The sequence below is a fragment of the Streptomyces sp. NPDC058576 genome (genome assembly GCF_042718715.1).
GTDB lineage: Bacteria > Actinomycetota > Actinomycetes > Streptomycetales > Streptomycetaceae > Streptomyces.
Map to the genome: position 1 here is coordinate 62,254 of NZ_JBHXPF010000001.1, position 21,508 is coordinate 83,761.

General features: G+C 73.1%; 17 protein-coding genes. 9 read left to right on the plus strand and 8 right to left on the minus strand.

Annotated elements, in window-relative coordinates:
• Window positions 1-136: 136 nt before the first annotated feature.
• The 3 genes from ACFWRV_RS00275 (at window position 137) to ACFWRV_RS00285 (ending at window position 4,079) form a co-directional block, all read left to right on the plus strand.
• Window positions 137-544, plus strand: a complete 408-nt coding sequence (locus tag ACFWRV_RS00275) for a hypothetical protein (RefSeq protein WP_384326296.1) — start codon at window positions 137-139, stop codon at window positions 542-544.
• A gap of 67 nt (window positions 545-611) precedes the next feature.
• Window positions 612-2,201: a multicopper oxidase family protein gene (locus ACFWRV_RS00280; RefSeq protein WP_384326680.1), complete on the plus strand. Its 1,590-nt coding sequence runs from the start codon at window positions 612-614 to the stop codon at window positions 2,199-2,201.
• Window positions 2,202-2,324: 123 nt separating this feature from the next.
• Complete coding sequence (locus tag ACFWRV_RS00285) at window positions 2,325-4,079, plus strand: NAD+ synthase (RefSeq protein ID WP_384326298.1); 1,755 nt, start codon at window positions 2,325-2,327, stop codon at window positions 4,077-4,079.
• Window positions 4,080-4,192: 113 nt separating this feature from the next.
• Here ACFWRV_RS00285 and ACFWRV_RS00290 read toward each other — a convergent pair whose 3' ends face one another.
• The 4 genes from ACFWRV_RS00290 to ACFWRV_RS00305 form a co-directional block, all read right to left on the minus strand.
• Window positions 4,193-5,458, minus strand: a complete 1,266-nt coding sequence (locus tag ACFWRV_RS00290; RefSeq protein WP_384326300.1) for an MFS transporter — start codon at window positions 5,456-5,458, stop codon at window positions 4,193-4,195.
• A gap of 164 nt (window positions 5,459-5,622) precedes the next feature.
• On the minus strand, window positions 5,623-6,648 hold the full coding sequence (locus ACFWRV_RS00295) for an endonuclease/exonuclease/phosphatase family protein (protein ID WP_384326302.1): 1,026 nt from the start codon (window positions 6,646-6,648) through the stop codon (window positions 5,623-5,625).
• 230 nt (window positions 6,649-6,878) lie between these two features.
• Entirely contained in the window at window positions 6,879-7,556 is a 678-nt protein-coding gene (locus tag ACFWRV_RS00300) for a TetR/AcrR family transcriptional regulator (RefSeq protein ID WP_384326304.1), read from the minus strand.
• Between the two features lie 136 nt (window positions 7,557-7,692).
• Window positions 7,693-9,345 (minus strand): DHA2 family efflux MFS transporter permease subunit, encoded by a 1,653-nt coding sequence (locus ACFWRV_RS00305; RefSeq protein WP_384326306.1) that lies wholly within the window; start codon window positions 9,343-9,345, stop codon window positions 7,693-7,695.
• A 177-nt stretch (window positions 9,346-9,522) separates the two neighbouring features.
• On the opposite strand from ACFWRV_RS00305, the gene panB reads away from it, so the two are divergent.
• From panB to ACFWRV_RS00320, 3 genes are all read left to right on the plus strand, one after another.
• Window positions 9,523-10,413: a 3-methyl-2-oxobutanoate hydroxymethyltransferase gene (panB, locus tag ACFWRV_RS00310; RefSeq protein ID WP_384326308.1), complete on the plus strand. Its 891-nt coding sequence runs from the start codon at window positions 9,523-9,525 to the stop codon at window positions 10,411-10,413.
• Between the two features lie 167 nt (window positions 10,414-10,580).
• Window positions 10,581-11,603 (plus strand): ATP-binding cassette domain-containing protein, encoded by a 1,023-nt coding sequence (locus ACFWRV_RS00315; protein WP_384326310.1) that lies wholly within the window; start codon window positions 10,581-10,583, stop codon window positions 11,601-11,603.
• Complete coding sequence (locus ACFWRV_RS00320; RefSeq protein WP_384326311.1) at window positions 11,600-12,460, plus strand: ABC transporter permease; 861 nt, start codon at window positions 11,600-11,602, stop codon at window positions 12,458-12,460. The genes ACFWRV_RS00315 and ACFWRV_RS00320 overlap by 4 nt, the downstream gene beginning before the upstream one ends.
• A gap of 22 nt (window positions 12,461-12,482) precedes the next feature.
• Here the strand turns inward: ACFWRV_RS00320 and ACFWRV_RS00325 are convergent, their stop codons facing one another.
• The gene (locus ACFWRV_RS00325; RefSeq protein WP_384326313.1) at window positions 12,483-15,905 is read right to left on the minus strand and encodes a BTAD domain-containing putative transcriptional regulator; all 3,423 of its coding nucleotides are present in this window, start codon (window positions 15,903-15,905) and stop codon (window positions 12,483-12,485) included.
• Between the two features lie 180 nt (window positions 15,906-16,085).
• On the opposite strand from ACFWRV_RS00325, the gene ACFWRV_RS00330 reads away from it, so the two are divergent.
• Window positions 16,086-16,892: a site-2 protease family protein gene (locus tag ACFWRV_RS00330; protein ID WP_384326314.1), complete on the plus strand. Its 807-nt coding sequence runs from the start codon at window positions 16,086-16,088 to the stop codon at window positions 16,890-16,892.
• 25 nt (window positions 16,893-16,917) lie between these two features.
• Here ACFWRV_RS00330 and ACFWRV_RS00335 read toward each other — a convergent pair whose 3' ends face one another.
• The 3 genes from ACFWRV_RS00335 to npdG form a co-directional block, all read right to left on the minus strand.
• Window positions 16,918-18,018: a DUF3533 domain-containing protein gene (locus ACFWRV_RS00335; protein ID WP_384326316.1), complete on the minus strand. Its 1,101-nt coding sequence runs from the start codon at window positions 18,016-18,018 to the stop codon at window positions 16,918-16,920.
• A 227-nt stretch (window positions 18,019-18,245) separates the two neighbouring features.
• Window positions 18,246-18,428: a hypothetical protein gene (locus ACFWRV_RS00340; RefSeq protein ID WP_384326318.1), complete on the minus strand. Its 183-nt coding sequence runs from the start codon at window positions 18,426-18,428 to the stop codon at window positions 18,246-18,248.
• Between the two features lie 142 nt (window positions 18,429-18,570).
• Window positions 18,571-19,281: an NADPH-dependent F420 reductase gene (gene npdG, locus ACFWRV_RS00345; protein ID WP_384326320.1), complete on the minus strand. Its 711-nt coding sequence runs from the start codon at window positions 19,279-19,281 to the stop codon at window positions 18,571-18,573.
• A 162-nt stretch (window positions 19,282-19,443) separates the two neighbouring features.
• On the opposite strand from npdG, the gene ACFWRV_RS00350 reads away from it, so the two are divergent.
• Both ACFWRV_RS00350 and ACFWRV_RS00355 read left to right on the plus strand, forming a co-directional pair.
• Window positions 19,444-20,046 carry a hypothetical protein gene (locus ACFWRV_RS00350; RefSeq protein ID WP_384326322.1) on the plus strand — a complete coding sequence of 201 codons (603 nt, stop codon included), beginning with the start codon at window positions 19,444-19,446 and terminating at the stop codon, window positions 20,044-20,046.
• 147 nt (window positions 20,047-20,193) lie between these two features.
• Complete coding sequence (locus ACFWRV_RS00355) at window positions 20,194-21,465, plus strand: MFS transporter (protein ID WP_384326682.1); 1,272 nt, start codon at window positions 20,194-20,196, stop codon at window positions 21,463-21,465.
• The last annotated feature ends 43 nt before the right edge of the window (window positions 21,466-21,508 follow it).

Genomic DNA, 21,508 nt, shown 5'->3' on the forward strand with positions numbered 1-21,508 from the left:
ACCCACGAAGACCTGCGACGACGCGCGACGACGCGTGGAACACGTGTGACGGTGGTCCGGCGCCCCGAGCCCGCTTCGGCGGAGGGGTGCCGGGCCGCCGTCCGCCCGTATACCCGCCGGGGGTAGGGTGGCCCGCATGGCGGGCAGGACGCGGAACAGGAGCGTGACGTACGGGCAGCTGGTGCTGTTCGCCGCTCTGCTGTTCGGCATCGTCACCATGCACACGGTCGGGCATCCGGCCGAGCACAGCGGATCAGCCGCGATGTCGGCGACCTCCGCGTCGCCGGGTGCCATGGCCGAGCACCCCTCGCCGCACGACTCCCCCGGGGCCGATGCCCCCAAGAGCGGCATGGATCCGCTCTCCGTCTGCCTCGCCGTCCTCGGTGCCTGGGGCCTCGCCCTCGTCGGCTCCTGGCTGCTCGGGCTGCGCGCCGACGGGCGGCCTCTCGGTACGCCGGTGGGGGCGGGGCTCCTGCGCGTGCTGCGGCCGAATCCGCCTCCCTCGATATCGGTGCTCGCCAGCGTCTCGGTGCTGCGCATTTAGGAGTGGCGTCTCACCTCCGCCCCTTCCCGAAACCACCCAGCTCTTCAGAGGTGTCTTCAGCATGCCCATGCACCAGCCCACCCGACGCGCCGTGCTCGGCGCCGCTCTCGCCGTCGCCGGTACGGGAGCACTCGCCGCCTGTTCCGACGGCGGCGGCGACCACAGCGGTGCGCACTCCCCCGGCGGAGCGCAGGACTCCGGTACGTACGTCTCGCCCGGCGGCAAGGAGGTCGAGGCGGCCGAGGCCGCGCGTGGCTCCGGACCCGTGCGCGAGATCTCCCTCACCGCCACCCGTGCCCGGCTCGATCTGGGCGGCGGCACCGCCGTCGCCTCCTGGGCGTACGGGGACCGGCTGCCCGGGCGCGAGGTGCGGGTGACGGCGGGCGACACGCTCGCGCTCACCCTCGCCAACCATCTGCCGGTGCCTACCTCCCTGCACTGGCACGGTCTCGCGCTGCGCAACGACATGGACGGGGTCCCCGGGCTGACCCAGCGGGACATCGCGCCGGGGGCCGACTTCGCCTACCGGTTCGCCGTGCCGCATCCGGGGACGTACTGGTTCCACCCGCACTCCGGCGTCCAGCAGGACCGGGGGCTGTACGCGCCCCTGATCGTCGAGGACCCGAAGGAGCCGTTGGCGTACGACAAGGAGTGGGTCGTCGTCCTCGACGACTGGGTCGACGGGGTGGCGGGGTCCACGCCGGACGCCGTTCTCAAGGAGCTGTCCGGGGGCATGGGCGGCGGCGGGCACGGCGGGACGGATCATGGCGCGCACTCCATGCCCAGGCACGAGGAGGAGGGCGACGAGCCCGGCGGCGACGGGCCCTCGCGGATGACGACGGGCGCCCGCAGTGAGCTGCTCGGGGGCGATGCGGGGGACGTCGCCTACCCGTATCACCTCGTCAACGGGCGGGTGGCGGACGACCCGGAGACGTTCCGGGCGCGGCCCAGCGACCGTATTCGACTGCGGATCATCAACGCCGGTGGCGACACCGCCTTCCGGGTCGCGCTCGGCGGGCACCGGATGACCGTGACGCACACCGACGGGTTCCCGGTCCGGCACACCACGGGTGACGCGCTGCTGCTGGGGATGGGCGAGCGGTACGACGTCCTCGTCACCGCCGGGGACGGGGTCTTCCCGCTGACCGCCCTGGCGGAGGGGAAGAAGGCGGCCGCGCTCGCCGTGCTGCGGACCGGGGGCGGGGCCGCGCCCGCCGCCTCCGTACGGCCGAAGGAGCTGGACGGGAAGCTGGTCGAGGCGGGGCGGCTGGCGCCGGACCCGTCGGTGGCGCTGCCCGCCCGTGCGCCGGACCGGACGGTCCGGATGCGGCTCACGGGCGGGATGGCCAGGTACGACTGGGCCTTCGACGGGCAGCCGTACGAGCCGGAGCAGCGGAGGCCGGTGGAGGCGGGCGAGCGGGTGCGGGTCGTCTTCGACAACGGGACGGCCATGTGGCATCCCCTCCATCTGCACGGGCACACGTTCGCGCTGGCGGGAAACGCCGCCGGGGCCCGTAAGGACACGGCGATCGTGTTGCCGCACCGGTCGCTGACCGTGGAGTTCGACGCCGACAACCCGGGGCTGTGGATGGTCCACTGCCACAACGTCTACCACGCGGAGGCGGGGATGATGACGGTCCTCGGGTATCGGGCCTGACCCTGCGGTGCACCGCCGGTCGGGGCCAGCCGCACGGCGGTGACCTGCGCTTCTGTGGGGCCCGGGCAGATTTTGCCCGGGCCGCCGGGACATCGCGTCAGAAAGACGATTACACTGGCGGACGTGCCTCAACTACGTCTCGCACTGAATCAGATCGACGCGACCGTCGGCGACCTCGCCGGCAACTCCGAGTCGATCGTCCACTGGACCCGGCACGCCGCCGAGCAGGGCGCCCACCTGGTGGCGTTCCCCGAGATGGTGCTGACCGGATATCCCGTCGAGGACCTGGCCCTGCGGTCGTCCTTCGTCGAGGCCTCACGGCAGGCGCTGCGCGCGCTGGCCGCCCGGCTCGACGCGGAGGGCTTCGGCGAACTGCCGGTCGTCGTCGGCTACCTGGACCGCTCCGAGCACGCCGCGGCGCGCTACGGGCAGCCCGCCGGCTCCCCGCGCAACGCCGCCGCCGTGCTGCACCGCGGCGGGATCGCGCTCAACTTCGCCAAGCACCACCTGCCGAACTACGGCGTCTTCGACGAGTTCCGGTACTTCGTGCCGGGCGACTCGATGCCCGTCGTCCGGGTCCACGGCGTCGATGTGGCCCTCGCGATCTGCGAGGACCTGTGGCAGGACGGCGGGCGCGTCCCGGCCGCCCGGTCCGCCGGGGCCGGGCTGCTGCTGTCGATCAACGCCTCGCCGTACGAGCGGGACAAGGACGACACCCGGCTCGACCTGGTCCGCAAGCGGGCCCAGGAGGCCGGCTGCACGACGGCCTATCTGGCGATGATCGGCGGGCAGGACGAGCTGGTCTTCGACGGCGACTCGATCGTCGTCGACAAGGAGGGCGAGGTCATCGCCCGCGCCCCGCAGTTCTCCGAGGGCAGCGTGATCCTCGATCTGGAGCTGCCCGCCGCCGAGGCCGTCGCGCCTTCGGGTGTGGTGGACGACGGGCTGCGGATCGACCATGTGGTGCTGTCCGACCGGGCTGTCGACGCGTACGAGCCGGAGCTTGCGGGTGGGTACGCGGAGCGGCTGGAGGACGACGAGGAGATCTACTCCGCGCTGGTCGTCGGGCTCCGTGCGTACGCCGCGAAGAACGGTTTCAGCAGTGTGCTGATCGGGCTATCCGGCGGCATCGACTCGGCGATCTGCGCGGCCATCGCGTGCGACGCGCTCGGCGCGTCGAACGTGTACGGCGTCTCGATGCCGTCGAAGTACTCCTCGGACCACTCCAAGGGGGACGCGGCCGAGCTGGCGCGGCGGACCGGGCTCAACTTCCGTACGGTGTCGATCGCGCCGATGTTCGACGCGTACATGGAGTCGCTGGAGCTCACGGGGCTCGCGGAGGAGAACCTCCAGGCGCGGCTGCGCGGTACGACGCTGATGGCCATCTCCAACCAGGAGGGGCAGATCGTGCTGGCGCCCGGCAACAAGTCGGAGCTGGCGGTCGGTTACTCCACGCTGTACGGGGACGCGGTCGGGGCCTACGGGCCGATCAAGGACGTCTACAAGTCGTCGGTCTTCCGGCTGGCGAAGTGGCGCAACCGGGCGGCGGAGGAGCGGGGGCAGACCCCGCCGATCCCCGAGGCCTCGATCACCAAGCCGCCGAGCGCGGAGCTGCGGCCGGGGCAGGTCGACACCGACTCGCTGCCGGACTACGAGGTTCTGGACGCGATCCTGGAGCTGTACGTGGACCGGGACCAGGGGATGGACTCGATCGTGGCGGCCGGGTTCGATGCGGAGCTGGTGGCGAAGACGCTGCGGATGGTGGATACGGCGGAGTACAAGCGGCGGCAGTATCCGCCGGGGACGAAGATCTCGCCCAAGGGGTTCGGGAAGGACCGGCGGTTGCCGATCACGAACCGCTGGCGCGAGTCGTCCTAGCGGGGTGAGCGGTCACCGGGGGCGCCGGTGACCGCTTCTGTCCTCAAGTGCCGGGCGGGCTGAGGTGGCGGCTCACGTGAGGGGCCGGTCCGTCCGGCGTGACGGTTCCGTCCTCAAACGCCGGACGGGCTTGATGAAGTGCCGGACGGGCCGGGGGTGGCGGCCGCCGTGGCTGAGGCCTTGTCGTCACGTGCCGGACGGGCTTGGTTGGCTGCCACCACCCGGGACTTCCGCCCCGGGCTCCGGTCCAGGTGGCCCGCCGTCGCCGCGATCGCCAGGCCGATCACCGCCAGCACCGCGCCCACCAGGGCCGGGGACGTCCAGCCCCAGCCCGCGGCGATCGCCACGCCGCCCAGCCACGCGCCGCCCGCGTTGGCCAGGTTGAAGGCGGAGTGGTTGGAGGCGGAGGCCAGGGTCGGGGCGTCCTTCGCCTTGTTCATGACCAGCATCTGGAGCGGGGTCGTCGTCATGAAGCCCACGCCGCCCAGCAGCACGACCATGACCAGTGCCGCCCACTGCACGTGCACCGTGAACGGGAAGACGACCAGGACCACCGTGAGCGCGCCGAGCGATCCGTACAGCGTCGGGCGCAGCGCCCGGTCCGTGAGGGGGCCGGCCGCCAGCGCTCCGAGTGTCATGCCGATGCCGAAGAGGGCCAGGACCAGGGTCACGGAGGATTCGCCGAAGCCCATCGCCTTCGTGGTCATGGCCGAGAGGTACGAGTACACCGCGAAGACCCCGGCGAAGCCGAAGACGGCGGTGAGCAGGCCGAGGATGACCTGACGGTTGCCGAGGGCGCGCAGTTCACGGCGGACGTCCTGGTGGGCCTCGACCGGGATCACGGGAACCAGACGGGCGAGGGCCGCCATCGCGGCGAGGCCGATCGCCGCGACGACGAGGAAGGTGGCCCGCCAGCCGAGGTGCTGGCCGAGCAGGGTCGCCGCGGGTACGCCGACGATGTTGGCGACCGTCAGGCCGAGGAACATCGTCGCGACGGCCCGCGCCTGACGGCCCTCGGAGACCAGCCGGGCGGCGACGACCGCGCCGACGCCGAAGAACGCGCCGTGCGGGAGTCCGGCGAGGAGGCGGCCCGCGATCAGCCAGCCGAAGTCCGGGGCGAGCGCGGAGGCCAGGTTGCCGACGGTGAACAGCGCCATCAGCGCCAGGAGCATCTTCTTGCGCGGGACACGGGAGCCGAGACCGGTGAGGAGCGGTGCGCCGAGGACGACGCCGATCGCGTACGCCGACACGAGGTATCCGGCGGTGGGCACGGACGTTCCGAGGTCGTCCGCCACGTTGGGCAGCAGGCCCATCATGACGAACTCCGTCGTGCCTATGCCGAAGGCGCTCACGGCCAGGGCGAGGAGGGCCAGGGGCATGGGGAGGGGACCTTTCGCGTTCACTCGGGTCAGGGGCAGAACGAAGAGCCGTCGCCTCGGTGCGGACGCCGGGCGACGGCTGGATCTTCTTTATGTATGCGACTGGAACAAATTGTCGCAGACGATGTATGCCGCGAGGTGAACGGCCGGTTGCCCGACGGTTGTCACAGCTCCACGCGGGCCGCGATCGGGAGGTGGTCGCTGTCGGTCGCCGGCAGGGTCCAGGAGGCCAGCGGCTCGACGCCCTTCACCATGATCTGGTCGATCCGGGCCATCGGGAACGAGGCGGGCCAGCTGAATCCGAAGCCGTCGCCCGCCGCGCCCTGGGTGGAGCGCATCTGTGCGGTGACCGCGTTCAGCGAGCGGTCGTTCATCGTGCCGTTCAGGTCGCCGAGGAGGACGACGCGCTCCACGCGTTCGTCGGCGATGGCCTCGCCGAGGGCGTCGGCGCTGTTGTCGCGCTGGTTGGCGGTGAATCCGGCGTGCAGCTTCACGCGGACGGACGGCAGGTGCGCCACGTACACCGCGACCTCGCCCTGCGGGGTCTCGACCGTCGAGCGCATCGCCCGGGTCCAGCCCATCTTGATGTCGACGGGCCTGGTGTCGGCCAGCGGGTACTTGCTCCACAGGCCCACGGTGCCCTGGACCGAGTGGTACGGGTAGCGGCTGGACAGCGACTTCTCGTACGTGGAGACCTGCCGGCCCGGGAGTTCCTGGAGGGCCACGACGTCCGCCCCGGAACCGGCGACCTGCTGGGCGGTGCCCTCGGGGTCGGGGTTGCCCGCGTTGACGTTGTGGGTGGCGACGGTGAGGTCGCCCCCGCCGCCGGACTTGTCGGTGAGCAGGCCGCCGAACACGTTGAGCCAGACCACGGCGGGCAGCAGGAGCGCGATCAGGGCGGTCGCGGAGCGTCGCAGCAGGCCCAGGACCAGCAGCACCGGGATGAAGAGCGCGACCCACGGCAGGAACGTCTCGATGAGGCTGCCGAGGTTGCCGAGCCGGTTCGGGATCTGCGCGTGGACGACCATCAGCAGGGTCAGCAGCACCGAGCAGAGGGCCAGCACGATCCCGCGCCGCCAGACGCCCCGGTCGTTCCTCAGCCTGTCCCACAGGCCCCGGAAGCGGGATCCGCGGGCCCCGGGCTGCTCGGCGCTGCCGTTGTCCGTGTCCGCTCCGTACGCCTGCACCATCGCGCTGTCCTCACTGCCTTGCCCTGCACATCGCCGCGCCTTCGACCCTAGGTGATGAGCGGCGTCTTTCCCGCCGTCGGCTTCCCGACCCACCGGGCCGCCGACCTGGCGGCCCGCCCGATGTCCGATGTCCGACGACCGTACGGAGATCCCGTACGGAGAGCAGGACGACTCGGGCGTGACGCCGGGTTCCGGTCCGGGGCCGGCCGGCGTGGCTTGTGACAGAACGATCACACTCGCCCGGGGGCGAGCCCTCCGAGCAGGGCGGCGATGACGCGGTCCACGAGGTCCTCGGGGAGCGGCGCGTCGGGGCGGTGCACCGTGCGGACGAGCATGGGGCCGACGAAGAGGTCGTCGATGAGGTCCACGTCGAGGTCGTCGCGGAGTTCCCCGGCGGCCACCGCGCGCCGCACCGCCTCCAGCATGGCGAGGCGCCGGGGGGCGATCACCCGGCCGAAGTACTCCTCCCACAGCTTCGGGTGGCTCTTCATCTGGGCGAACATGTTGACCAGGAGCACCGAGGAACGCTGGGCGATGCCCCGGGTGCGCATCGATTCCAGCATCACGCGCAGGTCGGCGAGTCCGGCGGTGCCGGAGACGGGCGGCTCGGGGGGCTCCATGTCGCGTACGACGTCGACGAAGAGCTCCTCCTTCCCGGACCAGCGCCGGTAGATGGTGGCCTTGCCGACCCCGGCCGTGCGCGCGATGCGCTCGATGGAGAGGCCCGCCAGCGGCTCGCCCGCCTCCAGGAGGGCGATGACGGCGTCCAGGATCGCCCGCTCCACCGCTGCGGAGCGGGGCCGTCCGCGGCGGGGCTCCGGATCCCCCGGCCCGTCCGCCGACCCGGCCGGGGGCTCGTCCCTGTCCCCTGCCCCGCGCCGGTCCCGCTCGCCGTCCTGGCCTTGCACCGTGAAGCCGCCTCTCGCCGCGCCGTCGCCCTCGTACGTCCGTCTGCCGTTCCCGTACGTCCGTCGCCCGATTCTCGCCGACCCCGGCGGCGCGGAGCGACGGGCCGCGCCCCGTCGGGGCGGCCGAACCGGGCCGTCAGCGGCTGGGCTGCTCCTCCTGCGCCTCCTGCGCCTCCTGCCCCTCCTGCTTCTGCCGCTTCTCCGCCGGACGGGCTTCCCCGGTGGTCCCGGTCGCCGCCGGGGGCCGGCCGGGCAGGAACAGGCCGACGACCGCGGCGCCGATCAGGGCGACGGCCGCCGAGCCGAGCGCGGTCACGTGCATGGCGCTGATGAACGCCTCGTTGGCTGCGGCGACCAGGGGCTTTCCGGCCACCGGGCCGAGCTTCTCGGCGACGCCGAGCGTGGCCTCGATGGACTCGCCGGCCACGTCCCTGACGCCGGCCGGGACCGCGCCGAGGTGGCCCTCGATGTCGCCCCGGTAGACGGTGGAGAGCACCGAGCCGAGAACGGCGATGCCGAGCGCCCCGCCGACCTGGCGGAAGGTGTTGTTGATCGCCGAACCGGAACCGGCCTTCTCGCGGGGCAGCGCCTGCATCACCGCGACGGTGACGGGCGGCATGATGTGTGCCATCCCGGTGCCCTGGACGAAGAAGACGAGGCACATCGCCCACACCGGCGTACCGGCGTCGAACAGGGCGAACGACGCGAGTCCGGCGGCGACGAGCAGCATGCCCGCCGTGCAGACCGCGCGGGCGCCGAAGCGGTCGACGACCAGCCGGGCCCGGGGCGCGAAGATCATCTGGGCGGCGGCGAGCGGAACGATCAGCAGGCCCGACTCCAGGGCGGTGTAGCCGCGCACGCTCTGGAGGTAGAAGGCGGAGAAGAAGGTCACGCCCATGAGCGCGAAGAACACCAGCGCGATGGCGGCGACGGCGGCGGCGAACGCGGGCTCGCGGAAGTACGTGATGTCGATCGCCGGGTGGCTGCTGCGCTTCTCGTGCCAGACGAATCCGGCCAGCACCAGCAGCCCGCCGACGATGGCGAGCAGCACGGTGGTGTCGGTGAAGTCGGCCAGCTCGCCGCCCCGGATGATCCCGTACACCAGCAGGACCAGTCCCACGATGGACAGCGCGACGCCCACCGGGTCGACCTTGCCGGGCTTCGGGTCGCGGGAGTCCGGGACCAGGACGGCCATGGCGACGAGGGCGATCACGACCACGGGGACGTTCACGAGGAAGATCGAGCCCCACCAGAAGTGCTCCAGGAGCAGCCCGCCGGTGATCGGGCCGATGGCGATGCCGAGGCCGACGCTGCCCGCCCAGATGCCGATGGCCTTGGGCTGCTCGTCGCGCTCGAAGACGTTCACCAGGACGGCGAGGGTGGCGGGCATCACGAAGGCCGCGCCGAAGCCCATCAGGGCCCGCCAGGTGATGAGTTCACCGGGCGAGGCCGAGAAGGCGGCCAGGGCCGAGCCGATGCCGAAGACCAGGATGCCGGCGAGGAGGACCTTCTTGCGGCCGATCCGGTCGCCGAGCAGGCCCGCGGTGAACAGCAGCCCGGCGAAGACGAGCGTGTAGGAGTTGATCGCCCACTCCAGCTCGCTCTGGGTGGCGCCGATGCCGGTGGGGGCGGGGCTCGCGATCGTCTTGACTGCGACGTTCAGGATCGAGTTGTCCAGCACCACGATGAGCAGGCTGAACATGAGGACGGCGAGGATCCACCAGCGGCGGCGGTGGATCGCCTCGGGAACACGGGGCGCGGCGGCGGGAGCGCCGGACGGTAGGGGCATGGGGACGACCCTAACCCCATATTCGATACGAGACCGTCTCGTATTGTTAAAGCTTTCCCCAACGTCCCGGTGCCCTCTCTGCGGGCCCACTTCCCGAGCGGCGGGGCGGGATGCCACCATGGAAGGGATCCGGGGACGCCGTCAGGGCGCCTCGAGATGACGAAGGAGCCGTTGGCCATGTCGCTTCAGGCTGCGCAGAATCAGTCCTCCCCAGCGGGTGGCGCCGCTTCCCCCGCCGACAGCAGCAAAGCGCTGTACGGAGGGAAGTCCACCCGCCGCATCACCGTCCACGACATCGCCGCCGCCACCGAGCGCGGCGAGAAGTGGCCGATGCTCACCGCCTACGACGCGATGACCGCGTCCGTCTTCGACGAGGCCGGGATCCCGGTCATGCTCGTCGGGGACTCGATGGGCAACGTCCACCTCGGCTACGAGACCACCGTGCCCGTCACGATGGACGAGATCGCCATGCTGTCCGCCGCCGTCGTACGCGGCACCAAGCGCGCGCTCGTCGTCGCCGACCTGCCCTTCGGCTCGTACCAGGAGGGTCCCGTCCAGGCGCTGCGCAACGCCACCCGGCTGATCAAGGAGTCGGGCGTCGGCGCGGTCAAGCTGGAGGGCGGCGAGCGCTCCCACGAGCAGATCCGGCTGCTGGTCGAGGCCGGCATCCCGGTCATGGGCCACATCGGCCTGACCCCGCAGTCCGTCAACGCGATGGGCTACCGGGTCCAGGGGCGCGGCGAGGAGGCCGCCCAGCAGCTGCTGCGCGACGCCAAGGCCGTCCAGGACGCGGGCGCGTTCGCCGTCGTGCTGGAGCTGGTGCCCGCCGAGCTGGCCGCCGAGGTCACCCGTACGCTGCACATCCCGACCGTCGGCATCGGCGCCGGTTCCGCGACCGACGCGCAGGTGCTCGTCTACACCGACATGGTCGGGCTGACCGGCGGCAAGGTGCCGCGCTTCACCAAGCAGTACGCCGATCTCCGCCAGGTCCTCGGCGACGCGGCGAAGGAGTTCGCCGACGAGGTCGTCGGCGGCACGTTCCCGGCGGCGGAGCACACCTTCCACTGATCCACCGGGTCCCGCCGGATCGTGCCCCGGCGGGGCGCCCACCAGCCATTTCCCGCACCACCCGACAGCCCGCCGACATCCCCCATCGGCGGGCTGTCGCCTGCGCGGAGCCCGGTGCCGGGCCGTGTCGGCGGGCTGTCGGTGAGCTGTCGGTGGGCCTTGGTCCCATGGTGGACATGGAACGAATCGACAAGAACCCCAGCAGCGGCCGGAACGCCGTCGAGGTGCGGGGGCTGGTCAAGCACTACGGCGAGACCAAAGCACTGGACGGCGTGGACCTCGACGTCCGCGAAGGCACCGTCCTCGGTGTGCTCGGCCCCAACGGCGCGGGCAAGACCACCCTCGTACGCTGCCTGTCCACCCTGGTCACCCCCGACGCCGGCCACGCGGTCGTCGCGGGCTACGACGTGGTGAAGCAGCCCCGGCAGCTGCGCCGCACCATCGGCCTCACCGGGCAGTACGCCTCGGTCGACGAGAAGCTCTCCGGCTGGGAGAACCTCTACATGATCGGGCGGCTGCTCGACCTGCCGCGCAAGAAGGCGCGGGCCCGCGCGGACGAGCTGCTGGAGCGGTTCTCGCTCACCGAGGCCGGCAGGCGCGCCTGCATGGAGTACTCCGGCGGAATGCGCCGCCGGCTCGACCTGGCCGCCTCCATGATCGGCAGCCCGGCCGTGCTCTACCTGGACGAGCCCACGACGGGGCTCGACCCCCGGACCCGTAACGAGGTCTGGGACGAGGTGCAGCGGATGGTGGCCGAGGGCGCGACCGTCCTGCTGACCACCCAGTACATGGAGGAGGCGGAGCAGCTCGCCAAGGAGCTGACCGTCATCGACCGGGGGAAGATCATCGCCCGGGGCGGGGTCGACGAGCTGAAGGCCAAGGTCGGCGGACGCACGCTCCAGATCCGGCCGTCGGACCCGGCGGAGCTGGCCGCGATGGCGCAGGCGATCCGGGAGGCCGGACTCGACGGCATCGCCGGTGCGCAGGCCGTGCCGGACGAAGGACTGCTGTACGTGCCGATCCTCAGCGACGAGCAGCTGACCGCCGTGATCGGGCTGCTGGGCGTCCGGGGCTTCTCCCTCGCCCATGTCTCCACCGCCCTGCCCAGCCTCGACGAGGTGTTCCTCGCGATCACCGGCGACAAGGCCGCCCACCTCTCCGACCACGCTCCCCAGGAGGTCGCCGCATGAGCACCACCACCCTGACCCCCGCCCCGGCCGGGTCCGCGAGCCCCGCACCGCCGAACGCGGCCGTGGCCGACGAGGGCCGGATCGGGCTGCGGGCCAACCTCCGGCACATCGGAGCCCTGGCGCGACGCAATCTGCTCCAGATCAAGAAGGATCCGGAGTCGATGTTCGACGTCCTTCTGATGCCGATCATCTTCATCCTGCTCTTCGTGTACGTCTTCGGCGGATCGGTCGGCGCGAGCCTCGGCGGGAACCGGCAGGAGTACGTGAACTACCTGGTGCCGGGGCTGATGGCGATGATGGGGCTGAACATCGCCATGGCCGTCGGCACCGGCGTCAACGACGACTTCCGCAAGGGGGTCATGGACCGGTTCCGGACGATGCCGATCGCCCGGTCCTCGGTGCTCATCGCCAAGATCGTGGTCGAGCTGGGCCGGCTGATGGTCGCCATGCTCATCCTGCTCGCCATGGGGTTCGCCGTCGGCATGGACCTGAACGGCTCGGTGTTCGGGCTGCTCGCGGCGGTGGCGCTGTCGGCGGTGTTCGGCGCCGCCATCATGTGGATCTTCATCCTGCTCGGGCTGTCCATGAAGACGGCCCAGGCTGTTCAAGGGACGGCGATGCTCGTGCTGATGCCCCTGCAGTTCGGTTCCTCGATCTTCGTGCCGACCCAGACCATGCCGGGCTGGCTCCAGGCCTTCACCGACTACAACCCGCTCTCCAACCTCGCGGACGCGGCGCGGGCCCTCATGCAGGGCGACCCGGTCGGCAACTCGGTCTGGTGGACGCTCGCCTGGGCCGCCGGGATCACGGTGGTGATGGCTCCGCTGGCCGTGGCCAAGTTCCGCAAGAAGGCCTGAGCGGACAACGGGCGGAGAAGCGTCACGCCGACGACGGGTCCGGCCGGTACGTCTCCGCCAGGGCGGTGGCCTCATCGAGGGTGAGGCCACCGCCCTCCTCGTACGCCGCCGTGTACACCGCGTCGTCGCCGAGCCGGGCTCGGACGGCGTTCTCGGCGAGCACCAGATTGCGGTCCTCCATCACGCTCGGCACATGCCCCTTCGGCAGGAGCGTCGCCTGGAACGCCAGCAGCCGGGCGGCGTCCTTGGCCGCGTCGGCGTCGCCGAATCCGGCGAGCGCTTGGGCGATGGCCGTCAGATGGGCGGAAGGCATCTGCGGGGCCACCATCATCGACAGCGGCTCCCGCGCGCTCTCCAGTGCGGTCAGCGCGTTGTCGAGGGCGGAGACGTGGTCGCCGTCGAGGTTGTCCAGCCAGGCCAGCACGCCGAAGACGAATCCGCCGAAGATGGCGACATCGCGGGACCTGAAGTCCTCGCGGACCAGGTGCGCCTGCCGACGGGCCTCGTCCACCCGCCCCTGGAGACCGAGCACGAACCCCAGGTGCATCCGGGCCATCGGCGTCGCCTCGTGGCCCAACTCCCGCCCGTTCTCGGTGACGTCGCGCAGGATGGTCTCGGCCTCCGGGAGGCGGTCGAGCTCGATGAGGGCGCCGGCGTACCGGGCCCGCAGCAGTGCCGCCTGGCTCTGGGCGCCGATCTTCCGCGCGTACTCCACGGCCTTCCGGTAGTCGTCCAGCGCCGCCGTGAAGTCACCGGCCCGCTCGTTGGCCTCGCCCCGGGCGGAGAGCGCTTCGGCCGCGCCCCAGTCGTCGCCCAACCGGGTGTAGATCTCCAGGCTCTCGTCGGCGTCGGCGCGCGCGTCCGCCACCCGCTCGGGGCTGTTGGCCAGGAGGTTGGCGCGGGTGTGGAGCGCGGAGCCCAGCTCCCACTCGCCGCCGTGGACCCGGGTGGCCCGGACCGTCTCGTCGAGCACCGCGTACAGCTCGTCCGGGCCGCCGGTGAGCATGATCGAGAAGAGCCAGAACGTTCCGGGCATGCGACACGTCTGCGGCATGCCGGGCCGGTAGGTGTCCGCGATGATCCTCAGGCGCGCCTTGCCCTCCGGAGTCGACCAGGCGCTGATCGCGTTGTCCACGCCAGCCAGTTGGATCAGTGACACCCCGCGCCGCGCCTCCGCGAGCTGTTCGTCGTCCATCGGCGGGGGGCGGTCGGTGCACCGCTCCAGGAGCGAGGGGGCCCTGACACCGGGCGCGGCGAAGGGGTCGGGTCCGAGCGAGGCGGCGGACTCGCTCCACTGGCGGGCGTCCGAGCGCAGATCGCGCAGCATCCAGTACCAGGCCATCGACAGCACGACACACAGCGCCTCGTGCTCGTCCCGGGCGGCGACGGCGTGACGGAGCGCGGAGCGCAGGTTCTCGTACTCGCGCTGGAAGACCGCGATGGCGTCGCGCTGTCCGCCGCCGCGCATCTTGGGTCCGGTGATCCGGGCCAGCTCCCGGTAGTGGGTCAGGTGGCGGCGCTCGACGGCGTCCCGTTCGGCGGCCTCGTCCAGGCGCTCGGCGGCGTATTCGCCGACCGTCTCCAGCAGCCGGTAGCGCATTTCCCCGTCCCCGCCGGGTGCGGCGACGACGAGCGATTTGTCGACGAGGGAGCCGAGCAGGGAGGCGACGTCCAGGGAGCCCACGACGACGCCGTCGGCAGGTGCGGGCAGGGCGCAGACCTCCTCGGCGGCGGCGAGCGAGCAGCCTCCGGCGAAGACGGAGAGGCGGCGCAGCACGGCGCGTTCGGCGGCGGCCAGCAGGTCCCAGGACCAGTCGACCACGGCGCGCAGGGTCTGCTGGCGGGGCAGCACGGTGCGGCTGCCGTTGCTGAGGAGGCGGAAGCGGTCGTCCAGCCGGTCGGCGATCTGGCGCGGGGTGAGCATCCGAAGCCGGGCGGCGGCCAGTTCGATGGCGAGCGGCAGCCCGTCCAGCCGACGGCAGATCTCGGCGCAGGCGGCGGCGGTCTCCTCGTCCGCGTCGGTACGGAACCCGGGGCGGGCGGCCGCCCCGCGCTCGGCGAGCAGGCGCAGCGCCATCGGGTCGGGCAGCGGGTCGACGGGGCGGACGAACTCACCCGGCACGCCCAGCGGTTCGCGGCTGGTCGCGAGGATCGTCAGTTGCGGGCAGTGGGTCAGCAGCTGGTCGGCGAGGGCGGCGGCGGCCCCGATCACGTGTTCGCAGTTGTCCAGGAGGAGGAGCATCCGGCGCGGGGCGCAGTGCTCGGTGAGGCGTACGAGGGGGTCCGCGGCGGTGCGGTCGGCGGCTCGCAGCTCCTCGGCGCCGGCGCCGCGCAGTACGGTCTCGCGGGCGCCGAGCGCGGTCAGGACGGCTTCGGGCACGGTGTCCGGGTCGTCGACGGGGGCCAGTTCGGCGAGCCAGACGCCGTCGGGCCAGGCCGCGGCGGCGGCCTCCCCGGTCTCCTGGGACAGCCGTGTCTTGCCCGCGCCGCCGGGGCCGAGGAGGGTGACGAGCCGGGCGCGGCCGAGGTCCTCGCGCAGGGCGGCGATGTCGGTGTCGCGGCCGACGAAGCTGGTGAGCCGGGCGCGGAGGTTCCCGTGGGCGGGCGGCCTCCCGGGCGCGGGCCGGGGCGCGGGGTCCGGGGCGGGCGAAGCCGAGGGCTGCCGGGCCGGGGGCTGCTGGGCCCGGGGGTCCCGTCCGGCGTCCGGGGCGGGCGGTGCGGCCGGTTCCTGGTGGAGCAGTTCCGCGTGCAGGGCGCGCAGGGCCGGGCCCGGGGCGGTGCCGAGGCGGTCGTCGAGGAGGGTGCGGACCTCCTCGTACGCGGCCAGTGCCTCGGCGGGGCGTCCGGCGTCCCGCAGGGCTCTGATGCGCAAAGCCTGGAGCGGTTCGTCGAGCGGGTGGGCGTGGCAGAGCACGGCCAGCTCCGGCAGCGCCTCCCCCGGTCTCCCGAGGGCGAGGAGGGCCCCGAGGGCGGCCCGCCGGGCGTCGAGCCTGCGGGCCTCCCAGCGGGACGCGGTCGCCGTACGGTCGGGCAGATCGGCGAGGGCCGGCCCGTTCCACAGGGCGAGGGCCTCCCGCAGGACGGCGAGGGCGCCCGACGCGTCGCCGTCCTCCAGGGCCCGGCTCCCCTCCCCCGCCAGCCGCTCGAAGCGGTGCAGGTCCACGGCGTCCGGCGGGGCGGCGAGCCGGTAGCCGCCCTCCACCGACTCGACGGCGCCGCGGCCCAGGGCCCGCCGCAGTCGCCCGACGAGGGCTTGGAGCGCGCCGGCCGCGTCGGCGGGCGGATCGCCGTCCCACACCTCGTCGACGAGGACCCCGGCCGGGACGGTCCGCCCGGGGCGCAGCGCGAGAACGGTGAGCAGGGCGCGCAGCCGCGCCCCGCCGAGGGCGACGGCCGTGCCGTCGTCGCGGAGTGCCCGGGTGGTGCCGAGGACGCAGTAGTGCACGGGCCCATTGTCCGTGACGCAGCGGGGCGCGGCGTTGACAGGGTGGAACTCCGTCACCGGTCCCCGACGTTCCCGCCCTGTCGGGCCGTACGATCGCCTTTCCCGGCCCCCTTTCGCCGCCCCAGCCCGTCCCCGTCCTCTCAGCCCCCTCAGCCCCCTCAGCCCAGGAGTCGAACGCCGATGACCACCGCAGCCACCCGCGGCGACCGGAGGATCAGCCCGGTCTTCCTCGGTATCGCCGCCGTCACCGCGGTCGCGGGCTGGGCGGTGTGGACGGGCTTCGCGGACGCCACCGGCTTCGCGGTCTTCCTGTTCGTCACCGGGGCCTGGATCGTCTCGCTCTGCCTCCACGAGTACGCGCACGCCCGCACCGCGCTGCACAGCGGGGACCTGTCGGTGGGGGCGAAGGGCTATCTGACGCTCAACCCGCTGAAGTACACGCACGCCCTGCTGAGCATCGTCCTCCCGGTGCTCTTCGTGATCATGGGCGGGATCGGGCTGCCCGGCGGCGCGGTGTACATCGAGCGCGGCCGGATCCACGGTCGGTGGAAGCACAGCCTGATCTCGGCGGCGGGCCCGCTGACGAACGTGGCGTTCGCGATCGTGTGCACGGCCCCGTTCTGGCTGGACGCGCTGGACGGGGTGCCGCGCGCCTTCAGTTACGCGCTGGCGTTCCTGGCGATGCTCCAGGTGACGGCGGCGATCCTGAACTTCCTGCCGATCCCGGGTCTGGACGGCTACGGGGTGATCGAGCCCTGGCTCTCGTACAGGATCCGCCGTCAGGTGGAGCCGATCGCGCCGTTCGGGCTGATCGCGGTGTTCGCGATCCTGTGGATTCCCGAGGTGAACATCGCCTTCTTCGACGCGATCCACGCACTGCTGCGCGCCCTGGGCGTCGAGGAGATCCAGCGGTACTGCGGTTATGACCTGTACCGCTTCTGGCGGGGCCTCTTCGACGAGCAGGACCCGGGCTGCGCGGTGGGCTGACCGCCCGGCGCCCGGGACCGCTCCGTCAGACCGCCGGGGCGGTGGGCCCGCCGGCCGGGGCGGCGGTCCTGGCGGCCCGGGAGCCGCGCAGGGCCGCGGCGAGGATCGCCACGGCGACACCGCCGAGGGCCCAGGCGCCGAGAATCCAGAGGGCGCCGGTGGTGGCGTTGCCGTCGAAGTAGACGGTGTTGCGCACGACGGTCGTCCCCGCGCCCGGAGGGAGGGCCTGGCCGATCGCGCTCCAGAACGGCGGCAGCAGGGAGGACGGGTACACCCCGCCGGAGCTGGGGTTGCCCAGGATCGTGAAGATCAGGATGGTGAGGCCGAGGCCGACCGTGCCGGCCACCGACTGGAGGGCGACGCCCACCGCGCCGGAGGCGAACACCACCAGGGTGCCGATGCCGACCAGCTCCCAGAACGCGCCCGGCAGGCAGTCCAGCACCGGGCCCACGATGATCGCGCCGCCGATGCCCGAGACGAAGCCGTACGGCAGCATCGCCGTCAGCCGGACCAGGGTGCGCCGCAGCGTGGGCTTCTTGGAGCCGGCCGCCATGTTCAGGGCCGAGGCCGCGAGGTAGCCGCCGATGGTCCAGCTGAGCACGAGGTAGAAGGACGACAGGCCCCGCGAGTCGCCCGCGGCCGGCGGACGGAGGTCCCGTACGACGATCGTGCGGTTCTCCGCCCGGGCGACCTCCTGGAGGATCTCGGCGGCCGCGGTGGTCGCCGATGGCCCGCCCGCCGAGGCGACGAGCAGCGTGTCGGTGCGTACGGCCGGGTCCACGACGAGGGCGGCGTCGGTGCGCCGGTCCAGCAGCCGCGCGCGTGCCTGGGCGCGGTCCGCGACGGCGGTGACCTGGAGCGGGTCGCCGGGCAGCGCGTCGAGGCGGGCGACCAGGTCCCGCTCGACGGCGGGCCGGGCCACCAGGGTGATCGGCACCTTGTGCGGCTCGGGTGCGTGGAAGGCGCCCATGTAGGAGAGGGCGAAGCCCAGTTGCAGCAGGAGCACCCCGAGCATGACGAGCGCCGCCCGGGTGGTGACGGCGTCGCGCACCTCTTCCCAGAAGCCCTGGGGCTCGCCGCCGGTCCGTGCGGTCGCCCCCGGAACGTCGTCCCTCGCGTCTGCCACGCGGCCTCCCTCGTCCTGCCCCGCCACGGCCGTGGCGGGGCCGTCACATGCTCGGCTCCCTCACGGCGTCCGCTCGCCGGGCCACGCCCGGGGAGCGGGACGCACGACCTGATTGGCGGAGGCCGCACGCGGTGGGAGAGAGAGGGAGGGGGGGAGGGAGGGCGACGGGAGACAGGTGAAGAGTCAGCCCGCGTCGGAGGCGGGGGTCAGCCCCCAGGAGGCCGTGGTCAGCCGGCGTCGGAGGCCGTGGTCAGCCGGTGCCGGCGGACGTAGAACCAGGTCATGTTCGACGAGAGCCCCGCGATGAGCACCCACACGATCCCGAGCAGGCTGCCCTGGGCGAAGGAGACCACGGCCGCCACGACGGCGAGGACGCAGACGACGAGGGCGTAGAGAGCGATGCGGGGCATGGGGGTCGGCTCCTGTCGGGAACGGGTCGCGCTCCCTGCCGGGAACGGTCGCGGTCCCGTCCAGTGTCCCCCATGCCCCGTTGTGCCCCGCCCCGGGGAGCGCCGGATCCGGTACCGGCGCTCCCCGGGGCGGCGGGGTCCGTCAGACGTCGGTGGTGCGCAGGCCGGCGTGGGCCTTGTAGCGGCGGTTGACCGAGATCAGGTTGGCGACCAGCGACTCGACCTGGTGGGCGTTGCGCAGCCGCCCCGCGAAGATGCCCCGCATACCGGAGATCCGGCCGGCCAGTGCCTGGACGAGGTCGGTGTCGGCGCGCGCCTCGCCCAGGACCAGCACGTCGGTGTCGATCTCCTTGATGGACTCGTCCTGGAGCAGCACGGCCGAGAGGTGGTGGAAGGCGGCGGTGACCCGGGAGTCCGGCAGCAGGGCTGCGGCCTGTTCGGCGGCGCTGCCCTCCTCCGGCTTGAGGGCGAAGGCGCCCTTCTTGTCGAAGCCGAGCGGGTTGACGCAGTCGATGACGAGCTTGCCCGCCAGCTCCTCCCGCAGGGACTGGAGCGTCTTGGCGTGGCCGTCCCACGGCACGGCGACGATCACGATGTCGCTGCGCCGCGCGCACTCCGCGTTGTCCGCGCCCTCGACGCCGAAGCCCAGCTCGGCCGCCGCCTGCTCGGCGCGGGCCGCGTCCCGGGAGCCGAGGGTGACCTTCTGTCCGGCGCGGGCGAGCCGGTAGGCGAGGCCGCGCCCCTGCGGGCCGGTCCCGCCGAGCACGCCGACGCTGAGGCCGGACACGTCGGGGAGGTCCCAGGGGTCCTTGGCGGGGGGCTTGGGCGCGCTGCCGCTGTGCTGTGTAGTCATGGGCCGACCCTACTGCCAGGTAGTACCCGGGGAGGCCGCCCCGTCGGCCGCCGTCCGCCCCGGTTCCGCTCTCCGGTTCCGTTCCCCGCGCGGTCCCCCGTTCGGGTGAGGCGGAAGCCGACGGGACCGGCCGGGACGGTGGGCCGGGCAGGATGCCGGGCCATGGATGCCGTACGCGTCGCCCTGCTCCGCGATGTGCTGGCCGGGACCCGGTGGCCGCAGGACGCCCGCCGGTTCGCGCTGGCCCTGCGCACCTCCGTCGTCCCGCGTGGCGGCGGCCTGCTGCTGGCGGGGACCGAAGCGTACGAGCCGTGGCATCTGGCGGCCCATCTGTCCGACGAGTCCGCCTGGTCGGGGCTGCCGGAGCTGGCGCCCACGCTCGTACGGCACCGGGTGGCGGCGGGCGACCCGGCGCATCTGGCGGTCGGGCTCGGCCGGATCGCGGCGGCGGGGCGGGGCGAGACGCTGCTGCTGGTCGCGCCGGAGCGGCCGGGCGACGATCTGCTGGAGCGGGTGCACGACGCCCGGCGGGCCGGGGCTCGGGTGCTCGCCCTGGACGGCGGCGACCCGGACGTCGGAGGCCTGGCGCACGAGTCGCTGGTGGTCGCCGGGGACGACGACGTGGACCTGGACATCGTGCAGCACCTGGTGAGCGCGGCCGCCGGGGAGAACGGGAGGCCTCCGGCGGGCGGCCGGCGCACCTTCCGGGACCGGCTCGCCCGGCTGGCCGACCAGTTGACCCAGCCGCCGCCGGCCCGCTGGTAGCACGCGGTCCCGGGGCGTACCCGGATCACGGCCGGAGCCGTCGTGCCGGGATATCGGCTTGCCCGGAACGCCCGGCACTCCGGATCATGGCCCTTCGTGACCTCAGCACCCCCGTCGCCCGCGACCCCTCCCACCCCCACCTCGCCGCTGTCGGCCCGGCTCCGCGCCCTGCTGCCGGACCTCTCGCCGTGGCGTTCGTCGCCGGACTTCCGGCTGCTGTGGGTGCAGGGCCTGATCACGTACTTCGGCAGCTTCATGGCGCTCATCGCGCTGCCGCTCCAGATCAAGGACCTCACGGGCTCCCCGCTCGCGGTCGGGGCGATGGGCGCGGTGGAGCTGGTGCCTCTGGTGGTCTTCGGGCTGTACGGCGGGGCGCTCGCGGACTCGGCGGACCGTCGGCGGGTCATCCTGCTCACCGAGGCGGGACTCGGGGTGCTCGCCGCGATCCTGCTGGTGAACGCCCTGCTGCCGGAGCCGCTGCTGTGGCCGCTGTACGTGGTGGCCGGCGGGGTGTCCGCGCTCGCCGGGCTCCAGCGGCCCGCGCTGGACTCCCTGATGGCCCGGATCGTGCCGCACAGCCAGCAGACGGCGGCGGCCGCGCTGAACTCGCTGCGCTGGCAGATCGGGGCCATCGCGGGCCCGGCGCTGGCCGGTCTGGTGGTGGCGTACGCCGGTCACGGCACGGCGTACGGGGTGACGGTCTGCACCTTCGCCGTCTCCGTCGTGCTCTGTCTGCGGCTCACCCCCGCGCCGCCGGCGGGTGACGCGCGGAAGCCGTCGCTGCGCGGGATCGTCGAGGGGGCGCGGTACGCGTGGAGCCGGCCGGTGCTGCTGGGGACGTACGCGATCGACCTGGCGGCGATGTTCTTCGCCTTCCCGAACACGATCTTCCCGTTCCTGGCGGACGACCTGGACGCGGAGTGGTCGCTGGGCCTGATGTACGCGGCGGGGTCGGTCGGCTCGCTGGCGCTGGGGCTGACCAGCGGCTGGACGGGCCGGGTGCGCAGGCACGGGCTGTTCGTGGTGTTCGGTGCGGCGGCGTGGGGTCTGGCGATCGCCGCGGCGGGCTGGTTCTCCAGTGTGTGGGTGGTGCTGCTCTGCCTGGCCGTGGCGGGGGCGGGCGACATGCTGAGCGGGCTGGGGCGCGCGACGATCTGGAACCAGACGATCCCGGAGGAGCTGCGGGGCCGGCTGGCGGGCATCGAGGTGCTCTCGTACAGCGTCGGCCCGCAGCTGGGTCAGGTGCGGGCCGGGGCGATGGCGGGCTGGACGGGGACCCGGTCGGCGATCTGGACGGGCGGGGTGGCGTGCGTGGCGTCGGTGGTGCTGTTGACCGCCGCGCTGCCGAAGCTGGTGCGGTACGACTCGGAGACGGATGAGGACGCGGTGCGGAGGCGGGAGGCGCGGGTGGAGGGGTGACCCGGGCCCGGCCGGGCGGCCGGGTTTCCGGGGCTCCGCCCCG